Here is a 6,218-nt window from a genome sequence, read left to right as displayed (position 1 = left end):
GTCGGTGCTGGTCCGGCACCCGGGCGTGCGGGAGGTGGCGCTCGTGGGCTATCCGGATCCGCGCATGCCCACCGCCGAACTGGTCTGGGCCGTGGTGGTGGCCGAGGGCACATCCCCGATCGTCGTGTAGTCGACGGCGACGAAGTTCACCGGACCGCCCCGTTCCCGCTCGCACCGGTGGGCCCGGTCCAGCACCCAGTCACGGGCGTTGACCTTTCCCGCGTCCAGCCGGCTGCCGCCCGCGACCGTGATGAAGTGTTCAGCAGGAACAGCCGTTTGCCGGTGCCCCCGCGGTGCGGAACGCAACTCATCTCGGCGGGGGAGCGGAAGGCGAACGGTGTCTCCATCCCGTACGGGAGGTCCCTGGTGACACCCGACGCCTCGGGGTCGACGAGCACCTCGTCGTACAACCGGTCGTGGGCCCCCTGGCCGTCGAGCACCGACTGGTAGAAGGCCGGCGAGACCAGGGTGCTGCGCGCGGTCGCGGTCAGGGCCGTCACCAGCGTGCACAGGGCGGCCAGCACGAACGCGGCGGCACGCACAGGGTGCGTTCCCGCGGAAGGTCTCCATGCCCGTGCCCATGCCCTCATGCTCCGTCTCCCTGGACAATGCTGCGAGCCGGAGCCGCCCGAGGACCGTGCCGGCCCGTCAGGAAGCGTCGTCGGACGGGATCTCCTGCTCGGTCCACAGGGCCTTCCCGTCGGTGCCGTACCGGGTGCCCCAGTGCGTGGCGAGCTGGGAGACGATGAACAGGCCACGGCCGCCCTCGTCGACGGTGCGGGCGTGGCGAAGATGCGGGGCCACCGGGCTGGTGTCGTGGACCTCGCAGGTGAGGGTGCGGTCCAGCAGAAGCCGCAGATGAAGCGGCGGGGTTCCGTACCGGACCGCGTTGGTGATCAGTTCGCTCACGATCAGCTCGGTCGCCTCGATCGTCTCCTCGTCGAGGTTCCAGCCCTCGAGCCGGTCGCGGACCAGGGTGCGGGCGATGGCGGGCGTGGTCCGGTCGTGGGCCAGCTCCCAGGTCGCGACCCGGTCGGGCGGGACGACGCCCGTCCTGGCGAGCAGGAGCGCGGCACCGTCGGCGTGGGCCTCGGGGGGCTGGTTGTAGACGACGGCGTCGCACAGGTCCTGGAGGGGGCGGTCCGGGTAGGCGAGCGCGTCCTGAACCCTGGTCACCGACCGGTCGCCGGACAGCAGTGAACCGGTGAGGAAGGCCAGCACACTGCCCTCGTCGAGTGCGATCGTCGCCGTGGCGAAGGGGGCGCTGTCTTCGGAGAACAGCGGCGGCCCCTCGGGCACGTCGAGGGTGATCGGACTGCCGTCCGGATGGACGGCGACCGGCGCCGGATGTCCCGCCCTAGCCACCGTGCAGGTCCGTGCGAAGGGGTCGTAGACCGCGTACAGGCAGGTCGCCGTCAGCGGCTGGCGGTGCAGCGAGTCACCCGGCGGAAGCGACCGGCGCTCACGCCGGAGGCGGTCGGCCGTGTCATTGAGGCGGGCCAGTACCTCGTCGGGGTCCAGGTCGAGACCGGCCAGGGCATGGAGAGCGGTACGCAGCTGCCCCATGGTGATGGCGGTCTGGAGCCCGTGCCCGGCGACGTTGCCGATGACCAGCGCTGTCCTGGCACCGGACAGCCCGATGGTGTCGAACCAGCAGCCGCTGTTGCGTCCCGGAAGCAGCACATGCGCGGTCTCGACGGCGATCCGGTGACCGTTGAGCTGCGGCAGGAGCCTGCGCTGGACGGTCGAGGCGATCACATGGTCGTGGGCGTAGCGCCGCGAGGTCTCGATGCTCAGCGCCGTATGGGCGGCTGCCGTCAGCGCGAGCGTGAGGTCCCTCTCGTCGAACGGCTCGGAACCGGGGAAGCGGTACAGGCTCACCAGGCCGAGGAAGGCCCCGTGGAGTTTCAGCGGTGCCACGATCAGGGAGTGGGCGCCGGTCGACGTGACCATGTGCGAGGTGGCCGGATCCGAGTCCAGCCACGGGGTGCCCGGGCCGAGCTGGACGAGCCGGGGCCGCAGATCGCCGGCGGCGAGCGCGTACGGCGTCCCCTCCGGCAGCTGCCGGGTCACGCCCACCGGCGTGTCCCCGTCGGACCCCAGCTGTGCCGCGCGGCGCAGGGGGACATCGGGCCGCACCGGGCTGAGCGGCGCGCTCGAACCGCGCAGCACCTCGTCCACCACCTCGACCACGGCGAAGTCCGCGAACTCCGGTACGAGTGCCTTCACGACGCCCTGGCAGATCGCCTCCATGTCGAGGGAGTGGCCCACATTCCTGCGGACCGCGGCCAGCGCGTCCACCCGGGCGCGCGACTTCTCCCGTTCGTTGACGTCGACGACGGCCGCCAGCAGCCCGAGCGGCCGGCCGGCCGGGTCGTCCAGGCGGTGCACGGTGACCATCAGGCTGAGGTCTGGCCCGGGCGCCCCCATGAGCTGACCGCGGATCACATGGTTCAGGACGGGCACACCGCTCTCCAGCACGCCGCGCAGCAGTTCTTCCGATTCCTCGGGGTCACGGAGCCGGTACGCCTCGGTGAAGTGCAGTCCCACGATCCGCCCGGGAGCGACCGCGTCGGACAGGGTGTTGACGCGTTCCACGCGAAGGTCCGTGTCCAGGACGTGCAGTCCCACCGCGGACTGGCTGAACAGCGTGTCCAGTAGCGCCTTCGCCATCTCGTCGGCCCGGGGCATCCCTGGGACCGGTGCACCGGCGTCCGGCACGTCGTACCCCCATCTGGCTCCGCCACCCCTGCGAATCGGCAGCTCTGCGGACAGCCTGCGCACAGCCCGCCCGGCCCGCCACCGCGCTGCGGCATACGGGTGAACGCGCCTTCGGGCTGCCGCCTCGGAGCCGTTACGCCCGGACGGCAACCTTTCCGGGCCCGGCGGGCACTGGGAGGTATCCGACCCACCCCCACTCCGGAAGGCACGCACCGTGGCTCCTGAGCATTTCCGTTCCCTCCGCGGACGCCGAACCACTCGCACCCGTACCCTGATCGGCGCCGTCACGGCGGGTCTGCTGGCCGCCGCCGGACTGGTCGCCACCGGCCAGGTCTCGCAGGCCGCGACCGCGCGCCAGGCGGAGGCACTGGACCGCGGCGTCGTCAGCGTCCACACCGACGCCGGCAACCTGATCAGCTGGCGCTGGCTCGCCACCGACGCCGACGACGTGTCCTTCAACGTCTACCGGGCGGGCACCAGGGTCAACGCCGCGCCGGTCACCGGCTCGACGAATTACTTCCACGCCGGGGCCCCCGACTCGGCGGACTACACGGTGCGCGCGATCGTCGGCGGTGTCGAGCAGAGCGACTCCGTCCACGCCGTGCAGTTCCGCAGCGGCTACAAGGACGTACCCATCAGCCCGCCCCCGGGCGGTACGACCCCCGACGGGGTGGCCTACACCTACGAGGCCAACGACGCGTCCGTCGGCGACCTCGACGGGGACGGCGCGCTCGACTTCGTACTGAAGTGGCAGCCCACCAACGCCAAGGACAACTCCCAGTCCGGCTACACGGGCAACACCGTCGTCGACGGGATCAAGCTCGACGGCACCCGGCTGTGGCGCGTCGACCTGGGCCGCAACATCCGATCGGGCGCGCACTACACCCAGTTCCAGGTGTACGACTACGACGGCGACGGCGAGGCCGAGGTCGCGATGAAGACCGCCGACGGCAGCGTGGACGGGAAGGGCACGGTGATCGGCAGCGCGTCGGCCGACTACCGCAACTCCTCCGGCTACATCCTGTCCGGACCCGAGTACCTGACCATGTTCAACGGCCGGACGGGCGCCGCCATGGGCACCGTCGACTACGTCCCCGCGCGCGGCACCGTCTCCTCGTGGGGCGACAGCTACGGCAACCGCGTCGACCGCTTCCTCGCCGGCACCGCGTACCTCGACGGCTCCCGGCCCTCCCTGATCATGGCCCGCGGCTACTACACGCGTACGGTGATCGCCGCCTGGGACTGGCGCAACGGAGCGTTCACCCGGCGCTGGACGTTCGACACCAACAGTTCGACCAACTCCGGCAAGGGATACGACGGCCAGGGCAACCACCAGCTGTCGGTCGCCGACGTCGACGCGGACGGCAAGGACGAGATCGTCTACGGAGCCATGGCCGTCGACGACAACGGCAACGCCCTGTGGACCACCGGGAACGGCCACGGTGACGCCATGCACGTCGGCGACCTGGACCCGTCCCGCGCGGGTCTCGAGGAGTTCAAGGTCGACGAGGACAGTTCGAAACCCTCGTCCTGGATGGCGGACGCGAAGACCGGCCGGCTCATCTGGTCGACGCCCGCCAACGGTGACAACGGACGCGGTGTCAGTGACGACATCTGGTCCGGCAGCGCCGGCGCCGAGTCCTGGTCGTCCGCGGCCGACGGGGTACGCAGCCCCAAGGGCACCGTCGTCGCGAGCCGCAAGCCCTCCAGCGCCAACTTCCTGTCCTGGTGGGACGGCGACACCACCCGGGAACTCCTCGACGGCACTCACATCGACAAGTACGGCACCTCCGCCGACACCCGGCAGCTGACCGGGGCATCGGTCCACTCGAACAACGGGACCAAGGCCACCCCCGCGATCTCCGGCGACCTGTTCGGCGACTGGCGTGAGGAGGTGGTCTGGGCGACCACGAACAACACCGCTCTGCGGATCTACTCCACGCCGTACGAGACCGCCACCAAGATCACCACACTGCTCCACGACACCACCTACCGCACGGCCCTGGCCTGGCAGAACACCGCGTACAACCAGCCGCCGCACCCGAGCTTCTTCATCGGGAGCGGGATGGCGACGGCGCCGCGGCCCACTGTGTCGACGCCCTGACCGACGGGCCGCCCGCCGGGGGACCGGCGGGCCGGAACGGCCGCTGCACCGGCCCGTCCGAGGTCCCGTCACCGGAGGCCGGCGACGGAGCCTCGGACTCCCCCGTCTGCGGTGTCACGGGTTCCGGGGCCGACTCCGATGTCGGTGGCGGCGCCTCGGAGGAGGGCGGAGGTGACGGTGGCGGCTCCTCGGACGCCGGCGGCGGCGAGGGCGGTTCGGCGGAGGGCTCACCTGAATCCGTCGAGGGTTTCGACGGCTCGTCGGACCCCGGGGAACGGGAGGAAGAGTCCGAGGGGCAGGGGGCGGCCGTACCGCTGCCGGACTTCGGCGGACACGGGGAGGCGCTCGAGTCGGCGGGCGGTTCGGTCTTCTTGTCGTCGTCGCCCGTGTCACCGGCGTCCCGTTCGAACCAGCCGTCGGTCCGGGGGTCGAACATGACGAACACGTTCACCGGCCGTGGAGCGGGCTCCACCACCACGACGTTCGAGGCCCGGTAGCCCGGCCAGGGATCACCCTTCACCTCGGGCGTGCCCTTCAGCGCGACGGGCGGCAGCAAGGGGTTGCCGCAGGCGCAGCGCACCCTCGGTACACCGCGGTCGTCGACCATGACCGCCGTACCGGCCTGTAGCACTGCCTGGTAGCTCGTGGCGGCGCCGTTCTCGTACCCGTGGTTGGTGACCCGGGTGTCGAGCCGGAGCCGGACCGGTGTGAGCGCGCGCAGATACGCCGGGACGCCCGATGGGCCGATGCCCTCGACGGAGGCGAAGGCCCGGTTCTTGGCGGGCTGGTCCGTGAGAGCGGTGATCTGCTTCTCCACGTCGCAACTGGCGACCCTGCGAGTGCCGCCGTACAGACCTGGGGTCGAACCGTCCACGCCCTGGGTGACGTTGCTCCCCGTCCCGGAGGCGCTCGACGCCGGACTCGGTACGGCGGTCGGCGTCGCGTCCCCGGATGCGCTGCGCGCGGTCGAACCGGTGAACGGCTCGCGGCCGGCCGAACCCGCCGCCTCGAGGAACACCTCGCCCCCCGCCGAGTCCGGGCCGTCCGGTCGAGTGAGGACGACGGCCGGCACCACCGCCGCCACGAGGGCGACGACGATGACCGCCACCTTGGGGGCCGACCGCCACCAAGGGGTGCGCGGGCCGTGCCCCGGGTCCTGCGGGGTCTCTCCAGGACCGCCCGGACCACCGGGCCCGCCATGGCCGCCGCCGGAGGGCGGACCGGCCGGCGGACCGGACGGGCGCTCGGGAGGCGGCGGTACGGGCCCCTCCTGCGAAGGGCCCGAAAGCGGTCCCGAGGGAGGCCCCGTGGGGCGGCCGGACGACGGCGGCTGGTCACTCACGGCTCATCCTCCCCGTACCAGGAACGTTTCAGAATTCTTCCGGTATCAGCC

At 71.7% G+C, this 6,218-nt stretch carries 4 protein-coding genes and 1 pseudogene; 2 read left to right on the top strand and 3 right to left on the bottom strand.

Annotation, left to right across the window (positions count from 1 at the left end):
• Positions 1-4 precede the first annotated feature (4 nt).
• Positions 5-130 carry an AMP-binding enzyme gene (locus ABT025_RS04675; RefSeq protein WP_350989831.1) on the top strand — a complete coding sequence of 42 codons (126 nt, stop codon included), beginning with the start codon at positions 5-7 and terminating at the stop codon, positions 128-130.
• On the opposite strand, the pseudogene ABT025_RS04670 reads toward ABT025_RS04675, so the two are convergent.
• Together ABT025_RS04670 and ABT025_RS04665 are read right to left on the bottom strand one after the other, a co-directional pair.
• Positions 100-353, bottom strand: a pseudogene (locus tag ABT025_RS04670) (hypothetical protein); the annotation flags it as partial. The gene ABT025_RS04675 and the pseudogene ABT025_RS04670 overlap by 31 nt on opposite strands.
• Positions 354-648: 295 nt before the next feature.
• The gene (locus ABT025_RS04665) at positions 649-2,691 is read right to left on the bottom strand and encodes a SpoIIE family protein phosphatase (RefSeq protein WP_350989798.1); all 2,043 of its coding nucleotides are present in this window, start codon (positions 2,689-2,691) and stop codon (positions 649-651) included.
• A gap of 244 nt (positions 2,692-2,935) precedes the next feature.
• On the opposite strand from ABT025_RS04665, the gene ABT025_RS04660 reads away from it, so the two are divergent.
• A complete protein-coding gene (locus ABT025_RS04660) occupies positions 2,936-4,825 on the top strand; it encodes a rhamnogalacturonan lyase (protein WP_350989796.1) in 1,890 nt (629 codons plus the stop codon).
• On the opposite strand, the gene ABT025_RS04655 is transcribed toward ABT025_RS04660, so the two are convergent.
• Entirely contained in the window at positions 4,773-6,167 is a 1,395-nt protein-coding gene (locus ABT025_RS04655; protein WP_350989794.1) for a DUF6777 domain-containing protein, read from the bottom strand. The two genes, ABT025_RS04660 and ABT025_RS04655, sit on opposite strands and share 53 nt — an antisense overlap.
• Positions 6,168-6,218 lie beyond the last annotated feature (51 nt).

This window comes from Streptomyces sp. NPDC002809, from assembly GCF_040295435.1.
In the GTDB taxonomy this organism is placed as follows: Bacteria; Actinomycetota; Actinomycetes; order Streptomycetales; family Streptomycetaceae; genus Streptomyces.
Note: the sequence above shows the minus strand (reverse complement) of the source record. Positions and strands in the feature narration are given on the sequence as shown.